The 22466-nt window shown below is 70.8% G+C and carries 23 protein-coding genes; 11 read left to right on the top strand and 12 right to left on the bottom strand.

What is annotated here, in order from left to right:
* The coding region (locus GD880_RS19835; RefSeq protein ID WP_226909856.1) for an ASCH domain-containing protein at positions 1-532 on the top strand (532 nt) is incomplete at its 5' end.
* 82 nt (positions 533-614) lie between these two features.
* On the opposite strand, the gene GD880_RS19830 is transcribed toward GD880_RS19835, so the two are convergent.
* Both GD880_RS19830 and GD880_RS19825 read right to left on the bottom strand, forming a co-directional pair.
* The gene (locus GD880_RS19830) at positions 615-2882 is read right to left on the bottom strand and encodes a CehA/McbA family metallohydrolase domain-containing protein (protein ID WP_152233337.1); all 2268 of its coding nucleotides are present in this window, start codon (positions 2880-2882) and stop codon (positions 615-617) included.
* Between the two features lie 223 nt (positions 2883-3105).
* A complete protein-coding gene (locus GD880_RS19825; RefSeq protein ID WP_152233336.1) occupies positions 3106-4758 on the bottom strand; it encodes an MFS transporter in 1653 nt (550 codons plus the stop codon).
* 317 nt (positions 4759-5075) lie between these two features.
* Here GD880_RS19825 and GD880_RS19820 point away from each other — a divergent pair, with 317 nt between their 5' ends.
* Complete coding sequence (locus tag GD880_RS19820) at positions 5076-6017, top strand: NADP-dependent oxidoreductase (RefSeq protein WP_152233335.1); 942 nt, start codon at positions 5076-5078, stop codon at positions 6015-6017.
* 583 nt (positions 6018-6600) lie between these two features.
* Entirely contained in the window at positions 6601-7314 is a 714-nt protein-coding gene (locus tag GD880_RS19815; RefSeq protein ID WP_319593282.1) for a fumarylacetoacetate hydrolase family protein, read from the top strand.
* Positions 7315-7472: 158 nt separating this feature from the next.
* Here the strand turns inward: GD880_RS19815 and GD880_RS19810 are convergent, their stop codons facing one another.
* From GD880_RS19810 to GD880_RS19780, 7 genes are all read right to left on the bottom strand, one after another.
* On the bottom strand, positions 7473-9053 hold the full coding sequence (locus GD880_RS19810; RefSeq protein ID WP_152233334.1) for an MDR family MFS transporter: 1581 nt from the start codon (positions 9051-9053) through the stop codon (positions 7473-7475).
* Positions 9054-9134: 81 nt separating this feature from the next.
* Positions 9135-9482 (bottom strand): nitroreductase/quinone reductase family protein, encoded by a 348-nt coding sequence (locus GD880_RS19805; protein WP_152233333.1) that lies wholly within the window; start codon positions 9480-9482, stop codon positions 9135-9137.
* Between the two features lie 21 nt (positions 9483-9503).
* On the bottom strand, positions 9504-9911 hold the full coding sequence (locus GD880_RS19800; protein WP_152233332.1) for a PPOX class F420-dependent oxidoreductase: 408 nt from the start codon (positions 9909-9911) through the stop codon (positions 9504-9506).
* Positions 9912-9932: 21 nt separating this feature from the next.
* The gene (locus GD880_RS19795) at positions 9933-10412 is read right to left on the bottom strand and encodes a MarR family winged helix-turn-helix transcriptional regulator (protein WP_152233331.1); all 480 of its coding nucleotides are present in this window, start codon (positions 10410-10412) and stop codon (positions 9933-9935) included.
* A 152-nt stretch (positions 10413-10564) separates the two neighbouring features.
* Positions 10565-12544: a potassium transporter Kup gene (locus GD880_RS19790; protein WP_226909855.1), complete on the bottom strand. Its 1980-nt coding sequence runs from the start codon at positions 12542-12544 to the stop codon at positions 10565-10567.
* Between the two features lie 229 nt (positions 12545-12773).
* Positions 12774-14060, bottom strand: coding sequence for an Nramp family divalent metal transporter (locus GD880_RS19785; protein WP_152233329.1), 1287 nt, complete (start codon positions 14058-14060; stop codon positions 12774-12776).
* Positions 14057-15310, bottom strand: coding sequence for a magnesium transporter MgtE N-terminal domain-containing protein (locus GD880_RS19780; RefSeq protein ID WP_152233328.1), 1254 nt, complete (start codon positions 15308-15310; stop codon positions 14057-14059). Before GD880_RS19780 ends, GD880_RS19785 begins: the two co-directional genes overlap by 4 nt.
* Before the next feature lie 549 nt (positions 15311-15859).
* Between GD880_RS19780 and GD880_RS19775 the strand changes: the two genes are divergently transcribed.
* The 5 genes from GD880_RS19775 (at position 15860) to GD880_RS19755 (ending at position 19430) form a co-directional block, all read left to right on the top strand.
* Positions 15860-16129 carry a hypothetical protein gene (locus GD880_RS19775; RefSeq protein ID WP_152233327.1) on the top strand — a complete coding sequence of 90 codons (270 nt, stop codon included), beginning with the start codon at positions 15860-15862 and terminating at the stop codon, positions 16127-16129.
* Between the two features lie 189 nt (positions 16130-16318).
* Complete coding sequence (locus GD880_RS19770; protein ID WP_152233326.1) at positions 16319-17251, top strand: metal ABC transporter substrate-binding protein; 933 nt, start codon at positions 16319-16321, stop codon at positions 17249-17251.
* Complete coding sequence (locus GD880_RS19765) at positions 17248-17988, top strand: metal ABC transporter ATP-binding protein (RefSeq protein ID WP_152233325.1); 741 nt, start codon at positions 17248-17250, stop codon at positions 17986-17988. The genes GD880_RS19770 and GD880_RS19765 overlap by 4 nt, the downstream gene beginning before the upstream one ends.
* Positions 17985-18884, top strand: coding sequence for a metal ABC transporter permease (locus GD880_RS19760; RefSeq protein ID WP_152233324.1), 900 nt, complete (start codon positions 17985-17987; stop codon positions 18882-18884). The genes GD880_RS19765 and GD880_RS19760 overlap by 4 nt, the downstream gene beginning before the upstream one ends.
* A gap of 351 nt (positions 18885-19235) precedes the next feature.
* Positions 19236-19430 (top strand): hypothetical protein, encoded by a 195-nt coding sequence (locus tag GD880_RS19755; protein ID WP_152233323.1) that lies wholly within the window; start codon positions 19236-19238, stop codon positions 19428-19430.
* Positions 19431-19436: 6 nt separating this feature from the next.
* Here the strand turns inward: GD880_RS19755 and GD880_RS20955 are convergent, their stop codons facing one another.
* Positions 19437-19556: a helix-turn-helix domain-containing protein gene (locus GD880_RS20955; protein ID WP_226909857.1), complete on the bottom strand. Its 120-nt coding sequence runs from the start codon at positions 19554-19556 to the stop codon at positions 19437-19439.
* A 59-nt stretch (positions 19557-19615) separates the two neighbouring features.
* On the opposite strand from GD880_RS20955, the gene GD880_RS20950 reads away from it, so the two are divergent.
* Positions 19616-19783 (top strand): hypothetical protein, encoded by a 168-nt coding sequence (locus GD880_RS20950; RefSeq protein WP_226909854.1) that lies wholly within the window; start codon positions 19616-19618, stop codon positions 19781-19783.
* Positions 19784-19877: 94 nt separating this feature from the next.
* Here GD880_RS20950 and GD880_RS19745 read toward each other — a convergent pair whose 3' ends face one another.
* Together GD880_RS19745 and GD880_RS19740 are read right to left on the bottom strand one after the other, a co-directional pair.
* Entirely contained in the window at positions 19878-20543 is a 666-nt protein-coding gene (locus GD880_RS19745; RefSeq protein WP_152233322.1) for an isochorismatase family protein, read from the bottom strand.
* A 122-nt stretch (positions 20544-20665) separates the two neighbouring features.
* Positions 20666-21199: a carboxymuconolactone decarboxylase family protein gene (locus GD880_RS19740; RefSeq protein ID WP_226909853.1), complete on the bottom strand. Its 534-nt coding sequence runs from the start codon at positions 21197-21199 to the stop codon at positions 20666-20668.
* Between the two features lie 115 nt (positions 21200-21314).
* Between GD880_RS19740 and GD880_RS19735 the strand changes: the two genes are divergently transcribed.
* Both GD880_RS19735 and GD880_RS19730 read left to right on the top strand, forming a co-directional pair.
* Positions 21315-21923 (top strand): CGNR zinc finger domain-containing protein, encoded by a 609-nt coding sequence (locus tag GD880_RS19735; RefSeq protein ID WP_193314619.1) that lies wholly within the window; start codon positions 21315-21317, stop codon positions 21921-21923.
* A gap of 397 nt (positions 21924-22320) precedes the next feature.
* Positions 22321-22466: helix-turn-helix domain-containing protein (locus GD880_RS19730; protein WP_152231926.1), on the top strand; the 146-nt coding region annotated here is incomplete at its 3' end.

Genomic DNA, 22466 nt, shown 5'->3' with positions numbered 1-22466 from the left:
GGAGTCCGCCCCTCCCCAGGACGAGGCCGTCGAGCGGTTCTGGGCCCTGGCAAGCAAGGTCGCCGACATCACCGGCCTCGACGTCGTCGTCGGGAGGAGCGAGCTCGCCGCGCTGACACCGCCCGCGTGGTCCTTCGGCTCGACCCCCGAGGAGGCGGACCAGCTGCTCGCGCTCGTGCTGGCGGGCGTGAAGACCGCGACCTCGAGCAGCCTGTGGGAACGGCAGGAGCAGGGCGAGGAGCAACCGAACCCCGGGGACCTGTCGATCATCTGCGACGGCAACGGCCAGCCGCAGGTGCTCGTGCGCATCGAGACGGTCGACGTCCGGCCCTTCGACCAGGTGCCGGCCGAGCACGCGGCCGCCGAGGGCGAGGACGACCGGAGCCTGGAGCACTGGCGCCGCCAGCGCCAGCGCGAATTCACCGACACGCTCGCCGCCTACGGACGGACGTTCCGCGCCGACATGCCCGTGGTGCTGGAGACCTTCACGGTGCTCTTCCGCCGCCCACGCTGGCACGAGCGCGTCGGTTGAGGCTGCGAGGCGGGGCTCCCGCCTCCCGCCCCCTCGCCGTGTCCGGCCGTGCCCGGGCCCGGGCGCGGGCACGGCCGGTGCCTCACAGCTGCGTCACGCCGGCGATCTCGGCGTCGCCGGTCTCCGCGTCGACGACGACGACGTACTGCTTGGCCGCCGTGGCCACGGTCACGACGAACGACTTCTGCCGGCCCTGGAAGTCCCGGACCGCCTCGACGACGCGACCGGTGGAGTAGCTGACCTCCTCGAGCGCGGCGGCCTTGGCCTCGGAGATGTGCAGGAAGCGGCCCTCGTTGGTCTTGACCTCGAAGTCGACGACCGCCTCGCGCTCACCCTCGGGGTCCGCGGCGGGCAGCGTCCACAGCACGTGGAGCACCGGACCGGCATTGCTCTCGAAGGCGTCGGCGCTGCGGTTGCCCTCGCCGGTGATCTGGAAGGCCATGGCGTTGCCGGTGGCCCAGCCGTCGCGGTCGACGATCTGCTGCAGCAGCGCGCTGAGGTCTGGGGTGCGCTGGTCGGGGCCGGCCTCGCGGTCGACCGTCCACAGCGGCACGTCCGCCCACCGCACCGACTGCTCGCTGAACGTGCGCGAGGTCAGGTTGGCCGTCTCGGTGGTGAACGGGGCGGCGTCGTCGACGTCTTCGACGCGGATGTCCACGGCGAAGTCGTCGGTGCTCATCTCCGGCTCGTCGACCGTGAACTGCACGTACGCCTCGCTGATCTGCGCGCCGGCCGGGATGGGCAGGTCGGCGAAGCGCAGCCCGACGGCCTGCTCCGTGCTGCCCTCGTGGACGATCTCCAGGTCGGAGCTGTCGAGGTACATCCGGCCGTTGGAGACGTACTCCTCGACGTCGTCGTCGCCGGTCAGGATCGGGGCCACGACGTAGTTGTCGGTGGAGCCGACGTCGACGGTAAGGGTGACGTCGTCGGTGTGCACCTGGCCGGCCGCGATGACCGTCGCGCGGACCTTCACGGCCATGTTGGCCAGCGGCGGGTTCACGACGGTGACGGTGCCGTCGTCGGCGACCTCGATGATGTCGTTCGGCACGGTGTCGTAGGCGACGACGGCGCCGGACAGGTCCACCGGGCCGCCCTGGGCGTCGGTCGCGGTGGTGGTCACCCGGACCGGCCGGTCCGCCGTGACGGTGCTGCTGGACGCCGTCAGCTCGATGCCGCCGACCTCGACGACCTCGCGGCCCGGACCGCCGTGGACGCCGAAGGGCTGGGTGAACGTGATGCCGCCGGGGCCGATGAGCTCGGCCCGCACGTAGGAGCCGACCTTGCCGTCGTGGTCGTCCAGGTCGATGGTGGCGCCCTCGGCGATGACCTCACCCTCGCTGATCCAGCGCACCGAGTCGGTGTCGACGCCGGTGATGGACACCGTGTCGGCGTCGTCGTCCACCGTGATGTTGCTGATGGTCGGGGTGTTGCCCTGCGAGACGAAGTCCTTGCCGAGCTCGCGGTAGCTCACCTTGGCCGAGGCGTAGTACGTGCCCGCCTCGAGCGAGTCACGGAACGCGCCCTCGCTCAGCTCCGGCATGAGGTGGACGTTGTAGCTGAAGCCCAGCGCGCCGTTGGAGTGGGCGTCGTCGTTCGACTGGGCCCACACGGGCCGCTCGGGCATCATCTCGGTGAGGACGTTGTCCCACAGGATGCGGTCGGACGCCGAGTCGCCGTCCTTCTTGTTGATGATCTCCATGGCGACGGCGGAGTCGTACCGGGTGAACAGGTCGACGTACTTCTGCACCGTCTCGGGCTTCGAGGAGGCGATGAGGCCCTGCGCGCCGGTCTGGCCCGCACCGCCGGTGTACCGCCCGGGGTGGGGGATGATGGACACCCCGCCGAGCTCGTCGGCCTGGGCGATGTTGCCCTCCAACGTGGCACCGGACTGGTTGTTGAAGTCCGCCCAGAACGTCAGCAGGTGGTCCGAGCGGGACTGCTCGTTGGCGTAGGAGATCGGCAGCATGGCCTGCCCGTCACGGCCGACGCCGGCCTTCATCTCCTCGAGCCGGTCGGTGCTCAGGTACGCCAGCGTGCCGCGGTCGTTGGACTCGGGCCGGTCCGTCCGGTCCCACGTGGTGTTGGTGAAGTTGTGATCGGTGAGGGCGAAGATGTCGAACCCCTTGGCGTAGGCGTCCTCGAACCGCTCGGCCGGCCTGTTGCCGCCGTCGCTCTCGTAGCTGTGGTTGTGGAGGGCGGAGGTGTACTGGCTCCACTCGCCCCACGGGACCTCGGCGTAGGGGTTGTCGATCGTGTAGTCGGTCTCGTCCGCGAGCGCCGGGCTCGCGCCGGCGGCGGCCAGCACGGTGGCCAGGGCGGCGGAGAAGAGGACGCGGGCAGGGCGTTTCATGGGTCTGTCCACTCGATTCGTCGGGTTGTCGCCACGGCATGGGTGCCGGTCGGCAGCCTGACCCTAGGCAGCGCAGGTTTCCCCCTAGCCGACGTAAAGTGTCCGCAATGTTGCCGGACGGCGAAGGCCGGGACAGGCGCTGGCGGTGAGCGGTCCGCCTCGATCTCCGGAGGGGGCGCCGCCACCCGCTGGGCGCCGCTCACCGGGCGCGCGGGCCGCCCGGTCAGTCGGCCGGAGCGCCCTCGGCTGACGACTCCGGCGCGCCGGCGCGACGGGGCCGGGCGCCCTGGGCCTGGTAGGCCGCCAGCAGCTCCCGCTCGCGCTGCCGCCGGGGGAACATGAAGAAGACGAGCACCGCCCCGAGGAGGATCGCGACCGCGCCGGCGGCGTACGCCCAGTCGTCGCCCTGGAGGAAGGACTGCTTGGCCGCAGCGGTGATCTGATCCGCGTACGAGGGATACTGCTCGGCAATCTGCTGGGCGCTCGCGAAGGACTTGGTCAGGGCGGACTGCACCGACGCGGAGACGGCCTGGCCCTGGGGGTTGTTCGCGATCGCGGCGCCGAAGGCGCTGGCGTAGCCGGCCGTGAGCAGCGCACCGAAGACCGACTGCATGATCGCGCCGCCGAGGTCGCGCTGCAGGTCGGCGGTCCCGGACGCCATCCCGGCCCGGTTGACCGGGACCGCGCCGGTGAGCGAGTGCGAGGCCGGCGTGCCGGCGAAGCCCACGCCGACGCCGATGAACGCGTAGGCGACGGCGACCGCCCAGTAGGGGCTGCCCTCGCCCCAGACGAAGAACATCCAGAGGAAGGCCGCCATCAAGAAGACGTAGCCGATCAGCAGCGTGGTGCGCGCACCCCGGGCCTCGACCAGCTTGGCCGAGCGCGGCGCGACCAGCACCATGAGGACCACGGCCGGCAGGAACGCCGTGCCGGCCTGCAGGGTCGTGTAGCCGAGCACGTTCTGCAGGTACTGCTGGCTGATGAACATCGAGCCCATGAGCGACCCGAAGACGATGATCCCCGCGCACGCCGCCACCCAGAAGATCCGGCGCCTCGCGATCGTCAGGTCGTAGAGCGGGTTGGGGGCGCGCTGTTGGCGAAGCAGGAACGCCACGGTAGCGGCCAGCGCCAGGACGGCAAGGCCCACAACGAGCGTTCCCCTCCCGGGAACCGGGGCGAAGTCGATGGCCAGGACCAGGCTCGCGACGAGGACCACCGAGAGGACGCCGCCGAGGTTGTCCACGGCGTCGGTGGACTCGTGGGCGTGCGCCGGCACGAGGAACCACGCCATGAGCAGCGCGAGGACCGCCAGCGGCAGCGTGATCAGGAACACCGACCCCCACCAGAAGCGCTCGAGCAGGAAGCCCGAGGCCATCGGGCCGAGCGAGGCGATCGCGCCACCGAGCGCCGACCAGAGCGCGATGGCGCGCGTCCGTGGCGGGCCCGTCCAGAGCGCGGCGATGAGCGCCAGCGTGGTCGGGTAGACCATGCCGGCCGCCACTCCCCCGAAGATCCGGGCCACCGCGAGGACGCCGTCGGTGGGCGCGTACGCGGCCAGCAGGCTCGCCGGGATCGAGAGCACGAGCCCGACGACCACCATCATCTTCCGGCCGTATCGATCACCGACCGCCCCGAGGTAGAGCACCGACGCGGCGAGGCCCAGGGAGAAGCCCACCGCGATCAGGTTGAGGGCCGTCTGGGAGGAGTCGAACGCCTTCCCGATCGTGGGAAGGGCCACGTTCGCCACCGACAGGTTCAGATTCGCGACCGCCGCCACCACGATCAAGGTGGCCAGGACGAGCGGCGCGCGGGCCGGCGCCGTCCCGGCCTCGGCGCCACCGATGCTGGCCGGCTGATTCGCGGGACTCGCGGACATGACGACCTCCCGGACCTCGGGTACCCCATCGGAGACTTCTACGAGCGAGGAGGCGGCGACTCACCCGCGCGGGACGACCGGTACGTGCGTCCGCGCACCGAACCCGGCACAGCTGACCGACGCCACCACGGGTCGTGTCCGCCTCCGAAGCCCACAGCCCTTCCGATGCCGGCCTCCCGTGCGGCGACGCCCGCACGGGCAGACGGGCCACACCCCGGATTCGCGCGGGCCCTTCGGCTCTTCACCGTCCCGCGCATGACCGCCGGCCCGCGGCCCGGGGGCTTGACGGGGCCACATGGCCAGCTTGGATGGGCTTCATGGACAGAGGATGGGTCGCGACGGATTTCGGCGGTCCGGACGTGCTGCGGCTGGTAGACACGGAGGTTCCTGCCCCGGAGCACGGGCAGGTGACCATCTCCGTCCGCGCCGCGGGCATGAACCCCGCCGACTACAAGCGCTTCGCCAAGGGCCCGAACAACGACGCCTCGGCGCTCCCGTTGCCCCTGGGCTTCGAGGTGTCCGGTGTGATCGAAGCACTGGGACCTGACACCGAGATCGCCTCCGGCGGCGGTGCCCCTGGTGACCCGGTGCTGGCGTTCCGCATCTCCGGCGGATACGCCGACCGGGTCACCGTGCCCGCCGCCGACGTCTTCGCCCGCCCCGAGCGGCTGAGCGACCCCGAGGCCGCCAACCTGCTGCTGGCCGGCACCACCGCGGCAGAGATGCTCCACGTCACCGGCGTCCGGGAGAACGAGACCATCCTGGTACACGGGGCGTCCGGGGCCGTCGGCGTCAGCGTGCTGCAGCAGGCCGGGCTGCTGGGCGCCCGCACCATCGGCACGGCGAGCGCACGCAACTTCGATACGGTGCGCCGTTTCGGCGCCATCCCGGTCGCCTACGGCGAGGGACTCGAGCAGCGCCTGCGGGAGCTGGCTCCCGGCGGCTACGCCGCGGCCCTGGACACCGTCGGCACCGACGAGGCCGTCGACACCTCGCTGGCGCTCGTGGCCGACCGCCGGCGCATCGTCACGATCGCCGCGTTCTCCCGCGGGCAGCAGGAGGGCTTCCGGGCTATCGGCGGCGCCATGCCCGACAGCGCCGCCTACCGTGCGCAGATCCGGCCGCACCTGATCGAGCTGGCCGGCAGCGGTCGGCTCGTCGTGCCGGTGGCCCGCACGTTTCCCCTCGAGGAAGCCCCGCAGGCGCTGGCTGTGCTGCAGAGCGGGCATCCCGGCGGCAAGCTCGCGCTGATCCCGTAGCTCCGCAGCGGGCGACCCCCTCCCCCATCCCCCGGTCGTCTGCGCACGCTCAGCACGGTCGGCTGGAGTAGACCGGGGCCTTGCTGCGGCCCGGCGCCCAGGCCGCCCGGAACGCACCAGCCACGATGGCGCCCTGCCGTACAGCGGCGACCGCGTCCTGAGCGGCTCGAACGGTTCGGACCCGGCACACTGCGGGCATGCCCTCTGCCGCCGACGCCGAACGGCCCGCGCCGCCGGCACCCAGGCGCCGCACGAGGGTCTGCTCGGGACCCTCGAGCGCTGCTGGCGACTGGGGACCCGGCCCCGATCCAGCACCAGCTCACGGACCACATCAGGTCCGGCATGGGCTGCGACGACCTGCAGATCCAACACACACGACCACGAGAGGACCCCTCGACGATGAAGTTCTCCACCCTCCGCCTCCCCGACCGCACGGTGGCGGTGCGCCAGGACGGGGACGTCTACACCGAGATCCGCGACCTGCCCGACGTCGGGCGCGCTCCTCCGGCTCGACCGCTGGCAGGAGGTCGCCGCCGCGGGCGACGGCGCCACGCACCCCGTCCAGGGCGCCGACCTTGCCCCGGTGATTCCCGCCCCCGGCAAGATCGTGTGCGTCGGCGCGAACTACCGCAGCCACATCGTGGAGATGGGCTCGTCGCTGCCGGAGTACCCGACGATCTTCGCCAAGTTCACCGACGCCCTCATCGGTGCCACCGACGACATCCAGCTGCCGCCCGAGGACGCGTGGATCGACTGGGAGGCCGAGCTCGCCATCGTCATCGGCACCCCCGGCCGCCGCATCGACCCCGCCCACGCACTGGACCACGTGGCCGGCTACACCGTGCTCAACGACGTCTCGATGCGCGGCTACCAGTTCCGCACCAACCAGTGGCTCCAGGGCAAGTCCTGGGAGAAGAGCACCCCGCTCGGCCCCGCCCTCGTCACGCCGGACGAGGTGGACCACGCCGCCCGCATCCGCACGGTCATCGACGGCGAGACCGTGCAGGACTCCACGATCGACGACCTGCTCTTCGGCCCGCGCGAGATCATCGCCTACCTCTCCACCCTCTTCACGCTCCGTCCCGGCGACGTCATCGCCACCGGCACCCCCGACGGGGTGGGCTTCGCCCGCGAGCCCAAGCAGTTCCTGCGGCCGGGCAATCTGGTCGAGACGACGATCGACGGGCTGGGCACCCTGCGCAACCGCGCGGTCGCGGAAGCGAACTACTCCCGGGCCCGCAGGCGCCATGAGAAGGGCTCGGGGGCCGACCGTGCTGGTCGGCCCCTCACGCCGTAAGCCGCTCACCGCCGTGCGCGATTGCCGCGGGGCCACGTCACCGCCCCGGCTCACGCATGGACGCGAGCGAGGAGGTGGCTTCGTGTCGCGCCGTCATGCCGGCAGACCGACGCCGGGCGCGCCGGCGCACCTGCTGGCGGTGAGGTGGCGCGTGGCGGTCACTCGTGCGGGCGCCCGACCGTGGTCTCCTGCGGGTGCCCGACCGTGGTCTCCTGCGGGTGCCCGACCGTGGTCTCCAGCGGGCGCGCCTCGATGAAGACGGCGAGGACGAGCCCGACCAGGAGCAGGGGCAGACCGAGCAGGAAGACCGGGGGCAGCGCGGTGGCGAAAGCGTCGGCGATGAACCGCTGGGCCGGCTCGGGCAGGGAGGCGAGCAGCTCGGGCGTGAGCGAGCTGATCTGCCCGCCGTCGATCTGCGGGGCTCCGCCGGGCGCCGGGGCGACGGCGAAGGCGTCGGTGAGGCGGTTGACGAAGATCGATCCGACGACGGCGATGCCGAGCGAGGCGCCGATCTGGCGGAAGTAGTTCTGCGCGGAGGTCGCCACGCCGAGCACGCGGTGCGGGACACTGTTCTGGACGATGAGGGTGAGGTTCTGCATCGCGGCACCGACGCCCAGGCCGACCACGAGCATGCCGACGGCGAGGAACCAGTACGGGCTGTCGGCGTCGATCTGCGACAGCAGGGTGAGGCCGACCCCGCTGACGATCAGGCCGAGGATCGGGTAGATCTTGTACTTCCCCGTGGCAGAGATCAGCCGGCCGGTGACGATCGTCGAGGTGAGCATGCCCGCGACCATCGGGATCATCATGAGCCCGGACTCGGTCGCGTTGACACCCTCGACCATCTGCAGGTAGGTCGGCAGGTAGGCGATGACGGCGAACATCGTGACGCCGATGGCGACGCCCACCGCCGCAGGCAGGACGAAGTTGCGCTCCCGGAACAGCGCGAGCGGGATGATCGGCTCGGCCGCGCGCCGCTCAGTCAGGACGAAGAGCACGGCCGCCAGGAGGGCCAGCACGCCGAGCCCCCGGATCTGCAGGCTGCCCCATTCGTACTCGTTGCCGCCCCAGCTGGACAGCAGCACGATCGCCGCGGAGCTCACCGCGAGCCAGAACGTGCCCAGGTAGTCGAGTCTCGGCTTGACCCCCACGGGCTTGTGCAGGTGCAGGGCGAAGATCACCGTGGCCAGGGCCACCACGCCAAGCGGCACGTTGATGTAGAACACCCACCGCCACCCGACGGTGTCGGTGAGGTAGCCGCCGATGAGCGGGCCGGCGATCGAGGCCAGGCCGAAGACCCCGCCCATCAGGCCCATGTACTTGCCGCGCTCTCGCGGCGGGACGATGTCGGCGATGATCGCCTGGGCGCCGATCATCAGGCCGCCGCCGCCGATCCCCTGCAGGGCGCGGAAGGCGATCAGCTCGGCCATGTTCTGGGCCAGGCCCGAGAGAATCGAGCCCAGCAGGAACACGACGATCGCGAAGATGAAGATGGGCTTGCGCCCGAACAGGTCGCCGATCTTGCCGTAGATCGGCAGTCCGATCGTGGCAGCGAGCATGTAGGCCGTGACCACCCAGGACAGGTGCTCGAGGCCGTTGAGCTCGCCGACGATCGTCGGCAGAGCCGTCGCGACGATGGTCTGATCCAGGGCTGCCAGGAGCATCGCGAGCATGATGCCGACGAAGGTCCAGACGAACTGCCGCTTGCTGGCGGCGTGAGCGATGGCATTGGACGGCATGGCGGGGGTGTGAGACATCGTGCGCCGATCGTCGAAGGAAGGAACAGGCAGGAGCTTGCCGGGGTGGCGGTCGCGCTCGGGTCAGATGTCGCGGCGCGTCAGCTGGATCACCGGGATCTCGCGGTCGGTCGATCTCGCGTAGCCGGCGAACCGGGGCGCCATCCTGGTGATCTGCGCCCAGGCCTCCGCCCGCTCACCGCCGTGCAGCTGCGCCGCCGTGACGTCGATGGCCTTTCCGTCGAGCTCGATGCGCACCCGGTCGGGGTGCGCAGCGAGGTTGTCGTACCAGGCACGGTTGCGCGGTCCCCCGGCGGCGGCCGCGACCACCAGCCAGGTGCCGTTCCCGCCGTCGAACCAGCCGAGCGGGTTGGAGCGCTCCTGGCGGGACGTGGCGCCGATCGTCGTCAGCACCAGCGCGTTCAAATCCATGAGTCCGCGCCCGCGGCCATCTCACGCACCTACGTCCCGGAAGTCGATGGACAGGCTGTGGGCCTCGTGGTCTGGCTCATCGAGTCCGAAGCTGATCACCCGCTCGGGGTGGATGCGGATGAATGCCGCCCGGGCTCCGTCGGACGGGAAAGCCTCGCCGTGGCCACGGATCTCGACACAGCGCGGACGCCAGGGACGGACCGAGGCCAGGTCGTCGACGACGAACGCGACCTTGCCGTTCGCCGCGACGTTGCGGAACTTGCGGCTGCCCTCGAAGTTGTAGCCGCTGATGTCGATCGTTTCGGTGGCCGGGTTGTACTGGAAGCCCACTGGGCTGTTCTGCAGGGTGCCGTTCGGCTTCTGCGTGGCAAGTCGGCCCAGCGGCTGGCCGTTCAGGTAGGCGATCTCGGAATCGGTAAAGGCAGGCACGGAACGATCCCTTCGTGGTTGTCAGGCTGGGACGGCGGAACGCATCCAGGCGCCAACAACGGCCTGGGTCCAGCTCGTGAACGTGTCCCGGTCGGCCTCCGGCAGGGTCGCGATCATCGCGTCGAGCGCGAGGTGCAGCCGCTCGTAGAACTCGGAGCAGGCGGACGTGCCGGCATCGGTCACAGCCACGTGGATCGAGCGGCGGTCGCCGGGGATGGCCTCGCGGGCAACCAGCCCGCGTGCCTCGGCCCGGTCGACCAGCCCGGTCGCGGCTGCCTTCTCGACCCCGAGTCGCTGAGCGAGCTCGTTCATCCGCAAAGGCCCGCGCGCCAGGAGCCCCAGCATCCGGCCCTGCATCGGTGTCAACCCGAGCCGCTCGGCGATGGCCACGACCTCGGTGTGCACGACGATCGCGAGCTGCGCCAGCGGCGGCAGCGGACTGGTGCCGCCTGGGCCGAAGCCACACGCCTCGCGCCGCGCCAGGTCCTTGCCCTCAACCATGTGACATACCGTACATGGCGACTACCGTTCGCGCCATGAACTGTTAATCGGCTGTACTCGTCCGCAGTTCCCGTCGTGCGTACCGAAGTCACTCGCCCTTCGCGGTGAACGCCCAACGACGACGAAGTCGAGACCTGTCGCGGTTGGAGCAGCTAGACGGGGACCTCGGCGCTGAGGGTGACGGTGCGGTCGTTCGGCAGGCCGAGGAACTCGGCCTGGCTGGCGGCGTTGTGGGCCAGGGCGATGAACAGGGCCTTGCGCCAGCGTGCCAGGCCGGGGCGGGTGGTGCGCTTCAGGGTGATGCGGGAGAGGAACCAGGAGGCCCTGTCCGGGTCGCCCTCGGGGCCCAGCATGGCGGGGTCGGCGGCGGCAGCGCGGCGGAGGACCTCGGGGAAGTCCGTGGGGTCCTGGAAGCCGAAGGTCGCGGCGATGTGGACGATGCCGTCGTCCTCGGCGCCCAGCGGGGTGATGATGAGCCGCTCGGGCCAGGGGATGTGCGGCACGTTCGCGGTCTGGCCGGAGATGATGACGATCCGCTGGTGCAGGACGTGGTTGTGGGCGAGGTTGGCCCGCAGCGCCAACGGGGTGGTGTCCTTGTTCGGATGCGGGAAGACGGCGACACCGTTCACGCGGATCGGCTCGTCGCGGTGGAGCTGGGCGAGGAAGTCGGTGAGCGGGCCTTCCATCTCGATGCGGCAGGCGGTGACCAGCTCCCGGCCGCGTTGCCAGGTCATCATGACCGTGAACGCGAGCGTGGCGATGAGCAGGGTCAGCCAGCCCCCATGGGCAACCTTGGTCAGGTTGGCGGTGAAGTAGGTGAGCTCGATCAGGCCGAAGGCGACCACCACCGCGGCCAGCCGCCAGGCCGGCCAGTGCCAGTGGACCCGGGCCAGCAACAGCAGCAACGTGGTGGTGATGAGGAACGTGCCGGTGACCGCGACACCGTAGGCGGTGGCCAAGCGCGCCGAGGAGCCGAAGATGAAGGTCACCAGGAGCACGGCGGCGAACAGTGCCCAGTTCACCGCCGGCAGGTAGACCTGGCCCTCGTGCTGCGCGGAGGGGCGCCGGATGCGTAGGTGCGGCAGGAACCCCAGCCGGAGCGCCTGGCGGGTCATCGAGTAGGCCCCGGAGATGACCGCCTGCGAGGCGATCACCGTGGCCAGGGTGGCCAGGACCACCATCGGCAGCTGCGCCCATCCGGGCAGCAGGAGGAAGAAGGGGTTGGCGCGGTTAGCCGGATCGCGCAGGATCAGCGCGCCCTGCGCCAGGTAGTTCAGCGTGAGGGCGGGGAACACCAGCGCGAACCACGCCCGCCGGATGGGGGGCGCGCCGAAGTGACCCATGTCCGCGTACAGGGCCTCCGCGCCGGTGATCGCCAGCACCACGGCGCCCATGGCGACGAACGCCGTGTACGGCCGGTCGGCGACGAAGGCCAGCGCGTAGCTGGGAGAGAGCCCGCCCAGGATGCCGGGGCTGGCGAGGACCTCCCGCAGCCCGGCGGCGCCGATCACGACGAACCACAGGAGCATCACCGGGCCGAACAGTCCGCCCACCCGTGCGGTGCCGAACCGCTGCACCACGAACAGGGCGGTGAGGATCGCCGCGGCCAGCGGCAGCACCAGATGCGTCAGCTCCGGGGAGCTGACCTCCAGCCCCTCGATCGCCGACAGCACCGAGATCGACGGCGTGATCACGCTGTCGCCGTAGAACAGCGCCGCGCCGGCCACTCCCAGGGCCAGCATCATCGTGGCGGTCCGGGCGTTGGCCCTCGTGCCCTGCAGCGCGCGGCGGACCAGGGCCGCCAGTGCCATCACCCCGCCCTCGCCGTCGTTGTCCGCACGCATGACGAAGATCACGTACTTGACCGACACGATCAGGGTGATCGACCAGAACACCAGGGACACGACTCCGTACACGTCGTGGGCGTCCGGCCGGACCAGGCCGTTGTCGAGCGCGAAGACCGTCTGCACCGAGTACAGCGGGCTCGTCCCGATGTCGCCGTACACCACGCCCAGCGCACCCAGCGTCAGCGCCCAGCCGGCATCCCGGGGCCTCAGCGGCCGCGGCCGGCGCCGTCGCCCGTGGCGTCCGGCGGAGTCGGCGACATGCTCGGTGTCCACCAGCTCACCCACGACACAGGCATACTCCCGATTCGTTGCTGGTGCCCTTCGTGCGGCGGCCGGGCGCGTGAGGTACCCGGCCGCGACTGCTGACACGGCCGCCGAGGGCGCGTCAGGGCGCAGGTCTCCTCCCCCATCCATGCGGGACGCGACGGCCGCAACCAAGCCCGCCTGCCCCCTCACGGCACTCGACGGGGACGCAGCGCGCCTGTCTGGAAGTCCCTGCCACGCTGCGGGCGAGCTAACCGACACCGAACCAGTTGAGGACTGTCTGCACCAGCACGATGGCTGCGAGGACGGCGACGGCGATGACGCAGGTGGTGGCGAGCACCTTCAGCCTGGTGCCGTTGGCGGCGTCGCCGAGCACGCTGCGGCGGTTGGCCAGCAGCAAGATGAAGGTGAGGATGATCGGGGTGATCAGCCCGTTGAGGACCTGGGTGTTGATCAGCAGGCTGATGAGGTTGCCCGGGGCGAGGGCTATGGTTGCGCCGACGGCGACGAGGCTGGTGAACAGGCCGAGGAACAGCGGGGCTTCCCGGAAGCTGCGCGAGACCGAGCGTTCCACCCCTACCGCTTCCGCGACGGCGTACGCGGTAGACAAGGGCACGACGGCGGCGGCGAGGGCGGAGGCACCGAGCAGGCCCACGGCAAATAGCTGAGTGGCCGCCGACCCGGCGACCGGGCGCAGCGCTTGGGCGGCCTGGGCGGCGCTGTCCAGGGGACCGGTGCCGCCGATCGCCGCGGCGGTGGCCACGATGATCGTGATGCTGATCAGGTTGCAGAAGATCGAGCCGAAGATCGTGTCGGCGCGCTCGGCGGGGTAGTCCTCCGGGCCGATGCCGCGGTCGGCGACCGCGGCGGCCTGGTAGAGCTGCATGTAGGGAGTGATGGTGGTGCCGATGAGTGCCACGGCGAGGAAGAGGAAGGCTTTGCTGCCCAGCAGGTGCGGAACCACCAGGTTGAGTCCGGCCGCGCCCCAGTTCGGATGGCCGAGGAACATGGCCAGGGGGTAGGCCAGGAAGGCGAGGGTGAGCACCAGGAACACCCGTTCGGCGTAGCGGTAGGAGCCGAACACGACCACCGCCCAGATGATGGCCGCGGCGATCGGCACCGAGACGTACCGGTTGACGTGGAGCAACTCGAAGGCGGCACCGATGCCAGCGAACTCCGAGACCACCAGGCCGACGTTGGCCACCAGCAGCATGAACACGGCGAAGGCGCCCGCACGCAGCGGGAAGTGCTCACGGAACAGCGAGACCAGGCCCTCTCCGGTGTACGCCCCGAGCCGGGCGCTCATCTCCTGGACCACTACCAGCGCGACGGTGACAAGCACCATCACGAACAGGGTGCGGTAGCCGAACTGCGAGCCCGCCGAGGCGTAGGTGGCGATGCCGCCAGCATCGTTGCCGGCGTTGGCCGCGATCAGCCCCGGACCAAGCGCGGCCAGGAGCGCCAGCGCCCCCCGCCGGCCCCACCGCTGCCGCGGCGAGGCCCGCGTGTCGGTCACCCGCCCCGGTGCGGTGCTCACTCCACCACCCGGGGGAAGCGGACCCGGGGCAGCGCCTCGACGAGGGCGTCGATGAGGTCGTCCGCGAGCACCCGGCCGACCGGCCGTTCGTCGGCGTCCACGACCACGAGAGCGTGGGCGCGGGACTGGACGAACTTCTCTACGAGCGTCGGAAGCGGAGTGTCGGGCGCGACGGCGACGGGCCACCGCCCGGCGACGAGGTCGGCCATCTGCTGGTCCGGCTCGGCGAGCAGGAGCACGTCGAACAGCGGGACGGTGTCGACCAGTTTCCCGTCCTCGTCCACGACGACGACCTCGTCGAGCTCCTCGCGGTGCTCGAGGTTCTCCCGTAGCCGCTGCCGCACCTTAGCGACGGTCTCGTCCGGGTGGGCGAGCACCATGCGGTTCGTCATCAACCCACCAGCCTGGCCCTCCGGGTAGCGCAGCAACTCGCCCAGCTCGCGCGCCTGCTCCGCGGGCATGGCGGCGAGCAGCTCGGTTCGTTCGTCGGCGTCAAGGTCACGCAACGCATCGACCGCCTCGTCCGGCTCCATCCGGGCCAGCAGCCCAGCCGCCTGCTCGGTGGGGGACTCGCGCAGCAGCTGCTCGACGTTCGCGGGTTGCATCTCCTCGACCGCGTCGGCGGCCGTCTGCGGATCCAGATGGCCGAGCAGCTCCTGACGCTGGGAGCGGCCCAGTTCCTCGAGCAGGTCGGCCAGGTCGGCCGGGCGCAGCGCGCGGAGCCCCGCATTGGGTCGACGCAGCCGTAGCGGCCGGCCGGGCTGCCCAAACGGCTGGACCGCGCCCCAGTCGATCACCCGCTCTGGCGTAGGACGACTGCGCCAGCGAGAGGGCCCGATCCGGCGCAGCAGCGTGCCCATCCCCACGTCCGCGCCCACCAGCCGGTAGCTGTCGGCCAGCCGGACAATGTAGAGATCCGAGGCACGGATGACCCGCACCCCGTCGATATCGACCAGTTGGTGGTCGATCACGTCCCGGACCAGCAGCACCTCCCCCTCACGGCGGCGGAAGTCCCGCAAGTCCACCCTGACCGTCGACAGGCGTGCCCCGTTGCGGGCCAGCTCGGCAACCTGCGCGATCGGTACGAAGATCCGACGCAAACCGACCCGCACCACCAGCCCGGTGACGGGCGGATAGGCCGCGCCATCCCACCTTGCGACCAGGTCGACGATCCGGCCGACGACCTCGCCCGCGGTGTCCCGCACCGGTCGAGCGGTCAACCCGGCCACCGACACCAGCGCCTCGGCCACCGCCCGGTGAGCCAGCAGCCGGCGGCTGTGACGTGCTCGGCGCCGACGCTGAGCTGCCGGGGTGTGGGCGGCGTAAGAATTGCTCACCGAAATCTCCCACCTCAGCCAACGGCTGACGGGGCACCGCGGCCAGCCAGGTCCGGGTCAGGCGATCAGACCGTGATCACCGCCGGATGGGCCGCCGCTGAACGGACTGGGGACTGGGGCCATGGGAGAACTGTGATGGTCGCTAGGCACGACGCCACCCCCGTCCGACCGTCCGTCGCGATGGCTGAGCAGGCGGCGGCCCGCGCCAAGCCATCCCTGCTCCGAGATTTTGACATGCGGCGAAGCGGGCCGCTCCATGGGTCGTGAGGGTCCCGTCGCTCCGCAATCCCGGCCCCCACTTGCTCGATCGAAGCATCTTCTCCCGTGACTGCCACAACAACGAGCTCGTCCTCCCCGACGTTACCTATGCCCTCCCGCCCGAGCAGTGGCTCGCGACCTGAGCCCTTGCCCAGGCCACCGCTCGCGCGGCACGCTCATAGCCGACAGTCCCTCCCGGCCGCCGTGCCGAAACCGCCCGCGGAGGCCTCCAACGCCAAGGCGACAAACCGTCACCACGAACACCACCCACAACCCGACCGTCTTGACGACCTCCGCGCCCAGCTGCCGGTGCCGTACCGCGACGTACCGGACTCACAGATCGCCATCATCTGGGTGGCCTGGTCTGCGGCCAGGCACGGCCACAACGCGGTCTACCTCGAAGAGGTCATCGGCGTGCCCCAGCCGCTCGCCGAGGACCTCGTCGCCCAGGCGCGCGGGGCCCACCCCGAGTAGGTCCGCCAGCAGGGACGCCGCGACGGCGTGGACGCGGGACGGCCGGCCGAAGGATTTCAGCCGATTCTCAGGGATGCGCGCCGACCACCGTGACGGGGCGTGGTGGTGCAGCCGGGAGGAAGCCGCTAGGCTCCTCGGAGTTTCGGGCAGCCGAAACTCTTATTTCGCTACACCGCAGAAGGGCCTGTGATGTCGAGATCCGTCAATCCTCGCGCTGGGACGATCGCGCTGGCCGCGACCGTCCTAGCCCTGGCGGGGTGCAGCCAGCCCCCGGCCTCCCGGGCGTCCGCCGGCGAGGACGCCCCCGTCGTGCTGACCACGTTCACGGTCCTGGCGGACATCGCCGCCAACGTCGCCGGCGAGCACGCGAGCGTCGAGTCGATCACGAAGATCGGGGCGGAGATCCACCACTACGAGCCCACCCCGAGGGACATCACGAAGGCCGTGCACGCAGACCTGATCCTGGACAACGGGCTGAACCTGGAGTCCTGGTTCGCGCAGTTCGTCGAGGAGGTCGACGTCCCGCACGTCGTCGTCTCCGAGGGGGTCGAGGCGATGGACATCGCCGAGGACACCTACGCCGGCAAGCCGAACCCCCACGCCTGGATGAGCCCGCTGAATGTCCAGGTCTACGTCGACAACATCACCGCGGCCTTGAGCGACCTCGCCCCCGAGCACGCCGCGGACTTCGCCGCCAACGGCCAGGCCTACAAGGTCGAGCTCCAGGCGGTCCACGACGAGCTGGTCACCGCCCTGGCGGCGCTGCCGACGAACGAGCGGGCGCTGGTCACGTGCGAGGGAGCCTTCTCCTACCTCGCCCGCGACGCCGGGCTGACCGAGCAGTACATCTGGGCCGTCAACGCCGAGCTGCAGGCCACCCCGCAGCAGATCGCCGCGGCCATCGAGTTCGTCGACGCGAACGAGGTCCCGGCGGTGTTCTGCGAGTCCACCGTGTCCGACAAGGCGATGCGCCAGGTCGTCGAGGCCACGGACGCCGTCTTCGGCGGGACCCTCTACGTCGACTCCCTCTCCGAGGCCGGCGGCCCCGTCCCGACGTACCTGGACCTGATCCGCTACGACGCCAGCACAATCATCGACGGCCTCACGGGGCGGGAATCGTGACCGCCGCCATCCAGGTTCGCGACGTCGTCGTCCGCTACGGGGAGGTGCTGGCCCTGGACGGCGTCACCCTCGACGTCGCGCCAGGCCGGGTGACCGGGCTGATCGGCATGAACGGCTCGGGCAAGTCCACCCTGTTCAAGACGATCATGGGCCTGGTGCGGCCGGACCGCGGCCGGGTCCTGCTCGAGGGCGCCGACCCGGGCGCCGCCCGCCGGCGCGGCGTGGTGGGGTACGTGCCGCAGAGCGAGGACGTCGACTGGGACTTCCCGGTCGGCGTGCGCGACGTGGTCATGATGGGCCGCTACGGACGACAGGGCCTCACCCGGCGGCCCCGTCCCGCCGACCACGGCGCCGTCGCCGAGGCGCTGGAGCGGGCAGAGCTGGCCGACTACGCCGACCGGCAGATCGGCCAGCTCTCCGGCGGGCAGAAGAAGCGCGTCTTCGTCGCGCGCGCCATCGCCCAGGGCGCCCAGATCCTCCTGCTTGACGAGCCCTTCGCCGGCGTCGACAAGCGCTCCGAGGCCACCCTCGTCCGGCTCCTGCGCGAGCTGGCAACCGATGGGCGGACCATCCTGGTCTCCACCCACGACCTTCAGGCCCTCCCGCAACTGGCGGACGAGGCGGCCCTCCTGCTCCGCCGCGTCCTCTTCCACGGCCCGGTGGACCAGGCACTGCGCCCGGCGAACCTCGCCCTCACCTTCGGACTCGACGTCCTGGACCAGGCAGGCGCCGCATGAACCTCCTCGACCTCCTCCTCGAACCCCTGCAGTACGACTTCATGGTCCGCGCCCTGGTCACCACCATCATCGCCGCGATCGTCTGCGCGGTGCTGTCGTGCTGGCTCGTCCTGGTCGGCTGGTCCCTCATGGGCGACGCCGTCTCCCACGCGGTCCTGCCCGGGGTCGCCATCGCCTACGTCCTCGGCGCCCCGTTCGCCCTCGGCGCGCTCGTGTCCGGCCTCCTCGCCGTCGCCCTCATCGGGGCGATCCGCGGCACCAGCCGGGTCAAGGAGGACGCCGCGATCGGGATCGTGTTCACCACGTTCTTCGCCGCCGGGCTCGTGCTCATCTCCGTCACGCCCAGCCAGACCGACCTGGTCCACATCATCTTCGGCAACGTCCTCGGCGTCTCCACCGCCGACATGGCCCAGATCGCCATCCTCGCCGCCGTCGCCTTCGCCGTCCTGATGCTCAAGCGCCGCGACCTCGCCCTCTACGCCTTCGACCCCAGCCACGCCCACGCCATCGGCCTCAGCCCCCGCCGCCTCGGCGCCCTGCTCCTCGGACTCCTGGCCCTGGTCGCCACCGCCGCGCTCCAGGTCGTCGGCGTCATCCTCGTCGTCGCGATGCTCATCATCCCCGGCGCCACCGCCCACCTGCTCACTGACCGGTTCGGGCGCATGCTCCTCGTCGCCCCCCTCGTCTCCGTGCTGTGCGCGGTCACCGGGATCTACCTCAGCTACTGGGTCGACGCCGCCTCCGGGCCGCTCGTCATCGTCATCCAGGGCACCGTCTTCGCTCTCGTCTACCTCTTCAGCCCCCGCCACGGCCTCGTTGGCAAACGACGCCCCGCCCGCCACCGGGACCTGGCCACCGCGCAGCCGAGCAGGAAGTCGCCAACGCCGACCCGGTGAACACAGATCAGCACCTCCGGCGAACCCAGGACGGTTCAATCATCGACCTTCACCACACCCGCCAGCCTCGGCCGTGGCGGCGGCGCCGGTGTTCGGCCACACCCTCACCGTCCCGGGGCGACTCTGGGAGCACCACCCTCCTGGGCGACCTGTGCATCGCCGTCCTGCCGACGCTCGCCGCCGTCCCGCTGGCCTGACCAGGACGGAGCGTGACGGGGTGGCCACGACCCACCGGCCATGGTGGCGCGGCAGCCCACCATCCGGACCTGTGGAGCCGACCGTCCTCGCACCCCCACCACCTGACGCTCCGGACAGAGAAGGCGGGCGTGCCCCTAGCGCTAGAGTCCTGGCATGCCCCCCTCAACACCCCACGACGCACTGAAGCCGGATCCCAGCAACCGGCGGGCCGGGGCGCTGATGCTCCAGCTCCTCGGCCTGGTCCTCGTCACCGCCGGGGTGCTCTCCTTCCCGGGGTCCCCGGTGCTCGGCACCGTCATCTTCGCGATCGGCGGGACGTTCGCCGTCCTCGGCTACGAACGGCGCTGAGTACTCCTACCCCGCGAGGTAGCGGTAAACCGAAGCACGCGAGACGCCGAGGGCCTTGGCAATCTGTGTCGGGGTCTCACCTCTTGCTCGCCGAGCCCTGGCGGCGGCCAGGTTGTCGTGGTCCATCACTCGGGGCCGGCCACCGACCCGTCCCCGTTTCGCGGGCGGCCGCGAGGCCAACCATCGTGAGTTCGCGGTTGAAGTCCCACATGGTCGCGATCATGGCCGCCGGCGAGATCGTGCTCAGCGGCCGGACCGAGGAGATCCGCGCCGGCGGGTCTCTCACGGAGGCGTTCATCCGCGTCGCCGGTCCCGCGGACCTGGACGCCGTGGAGATGTCGTGGTTGCGGTGATCGTGCGGCTGCACCGCGCCCGTGGCGCGTCGCTCTTCATGTTGCTCGGTTCCCTGTTGATGGTCGGTCACCGGTTCGGTGGGCTCGGATGGCGTCAGGCCCGTACGTGCGTCGCTTCCATGGCTGCGACGGCTTCGGCGGTGGTGAGCACTGCGTTGGCGACGAATCCGAAGTTGGCGACCGCCCCGGGGTAGCCGTCCCCGAGCTGGGGGTGGTTCGGCGCCGCGGTGGCGTCCTTGACGACGGCTACCTCGAAGCCCTGCTCGACGAGCTCACGCAGGTGGGACTCGACGCACAGGTTGGCCAGCATGCCGGCGAGCATGACCTTGGTCTTGCCGAGCTTGCGAAGCTGAAGGACCAGGTCGTTGGTCTCGGGCCCGAAGACCTTGTGCGGGCTGGCGACGACGGTTTCGCCGTCGTCGATGTACTTCTTGTACTGCTCGAGCCAGTCGGCACCGGATCCTTCGAAGCCCTCGAGGCTGAGCGCGCCCGGGCGGGCGAACATGCCCGTCTCGTGCATCATCTGCTCGACCGGGCCGCCGAAGCGCCAGCCCTGGTCGGTCGGGTAGTAGTAGTGGGGCGAGATGACCACGTCGAAGCCGTTGGCCTTGGCGGCACGGAAGAGCTCGTCGAGGTGCTCGACCGTGCCGAGCTCCCGGATCCCCGCGCCGACAAGGCCCCATGCGGCGCCGCGTTCGCTGAGGACGTCGTTTTGTGGATCGGTGACGACGAAAGCGGTGTCCTGCGGGCCGATGTCCATGTCAAAGCCTCCAAGCGCGATGCGCTGACCCCGAGCCCTCGCCACTCGGTCGCCGGCCACGTGCAGTGTGCGGCAGGCGGCCTCCGGCGGCAATGGCCGGGGGTGGGTTCCGGGGTGTCGGGTCAGAGGTCGGCGGGGTCGACGACCGGGAAGTCGATGTCGACCTGGGCGGCCTTGTTGAAGAAGTTGGTCAGCGTGTTGAGGGCGACGTGGCCGACGATCTCGGTGGCTTCCTCGGGCGTGATGCCGGCGGCGCGGGCGGCCTCGACCTGCTCGTCCGTCACGGCGCCGCGGGTGGCGACGAGGGCGGCGGCCAGCTTGAGGATGGCGTCGGTCTTGGGGTCCTCGGAGGACGCGCGCCGGGCGGCGAGGACCTGCGTCTCGGTCAGGCCGACGCTGGGGGCCTTGGCGGTGTGGACGGAGAGGCAGTAGCTGCACTCGTTGGCCTGGGCGACCGTGAGGGCGACCTGCTCGCGGGTGGCGGTGTCCAGCTTGCCGCCGCCGAGGGCGGCGGACAGCCGCAGGTAGCCCTTGAGGGTGGCAGGGCTGTTGACCATGGCCTTGGCCATGTTGGGCACCGCGCCCATGCCCTTCTGAACCTGTCCGAGCAGGTCTGCGGCGGTGCCGGTGACGTTGTCGATCTCGTTGAGGGGCATGCGGGCCATGGTTCACTCCAGAAGTCTCGTCTTACGGTTGCGGAAGCGTTTATCCGATAGAACGCATCAGATCACGGCCTTCTCACGGATGCAAGTCACTGCTACCGTCAGAAACGTGAGTGAGTCTTCCTACGTCGGTGGCGCGCCGCTCCTCGGTGACGCCCCGGCGCTCGACCTGGCCAACACGCACTACGCCGTTCGCGGCCGGCCGCGGGACGGGCTCGCGTCCCCGGTCGACCTCGCTGCCTGGGCCCGTGAACTCGCACCCCGACTGCCGATGGTTGACGTCGCCGCGCTGGCGGACCTGCCTGTCGCCGACCGCGACGTGGCGCGATTCCTCGATCTGCGGGCCGCGGTGCGCGGGATCGCCGAGAACCTGACCGGCGGCCATGTCCCGGTGGCAAGCGATGTCGCTGTGGTGAACGCGGCGGCCGACCGGGCGCCCTCATCGCCTGCGCTGGTCATCACTCCCCGGGGCGACCTCGCCAAGCGAGCGCGGGCCGGCGCGCCGCTCCTTGACCAGATCCTCGCCGGGATCGCCGGCGACGCCGTCGACCTTTTCGCGGGCGAGCGCGCGGCGCGGCTGCGCGCCTGCCAGGCACCTGGGTGCCCCCTCTACTTCCTCAAGGATCACCCGCGCCGGGAGTGGTGCATGCCCGCGTGCGGGAACCGCGTGCGCGCCGCCCGCGCCTACCGCAAGCGCACGAAACCGGTGGGGGCCTGACCGACGCGAGGTCGCGGTGGCGCCCCAGACGGCTCAAGGACAACGCCGCGACACCCTCGGCGTCATCTGCGCCGCAGTCATCGGCCTCCTCGATCACCCCCGGGCGGACCGTCGCCGGCCTGCCCATCGACGGCGAACTGCGCACCGTCGGGCGCAGCAGTGTGGTTCGCGCCGCGGTCGCCCGTGCTCTCGGCCGGCACCTGGGTCTTAGCGGGGTTTTGCGGGATGCACCATCTCCCAGAGACACCTCAGGCCTGGTGAGACGTGGTCTCACCAGGCCTGATACGTCGGGCTGGCGGTGTCGTGGTTCAAGACATAGGCGACAGGTCTCTCAAGACATCGGCGACACGTCTCCCAGGACATCGGCGACAGTGCCTGGAGGCACTACCGGTGGGGCATGTCGAGCCTGCCCCGCTTGGTCATCGCCGCGGTCGTGACCCAGAAGCGTCCCGTGGCCGAGGTCGCCGCCACCTACAACGTCCACCGTTCCTGGGTCTACAAGCTCCTGGCCCGCTACCGGGCCGAGGGCGAGGCCGCCCTCGA

This window comes from Georgenia ruanii, from assembly GCF_009193175.1.
Classification (GTDB): Bacteria; Actinomycetota; Actinomycetes; order Actinomycetales; family Actinomycetaceae; genus Georgenia; species Georgenia ruanii.
Note: the sequence above shows the minus strand (reverse complement) of the source record. Positions and strands in the feature narration are given on the sequence as shown.